1 pseudogene is annotated in these 315 nt (G+C 62.5%); it reads right to left on the reverse strand.

Features of this window, described 5'->3' with window-relative positions:
* Positions 1-14 precede the first annotated feature (14 nt).
* Positions 15-315, reverse strand: a pseudogene (locus CAPSK01_RS22915) (transposase); the annotation flags it as partial.

Genomic DNA, 315 nt, shown 5'->3' on the forward strand with positions numbered 1-315 from the left:
GTCGCCTGGAGGCGCTAACCGCTGGCCTGTCGTGGAGTCTGAACCAGTGAGCGCATCTGGTGAGCACGCCCCTGCTTGATGTGCCCAAGCGCCATCGCGAGCATGACCGCGAAGGCCAGCCCTACCCGCAGCTTCATCTTGTCAATGCCGCGGATGAAGTGGTGCTCAAAGCCGAAGCTGTGGTCGATACGGTTGTTGATTCGTTCCAGTGCGGTGCGCCGGTTGTAGCCCCGATGCCAGCTCGGGCCACCATGGGGCGTCGGCACGAAGATCCGGCGATCCTGCTCGGTAATCTTGATGCGAACGATCCGGCCA

This window comes from Candidatus Accumulibacter vicinus (assembly GCF_000584955.1).
In the GTDB taxonomy this organism is placed as follows: Bacteria; Pseudomonadota; Gammaproteobacteria; order Burkholderiales; family Rhodocyclaceae; genus Accumulibacter; species Accumulibacter vicinus.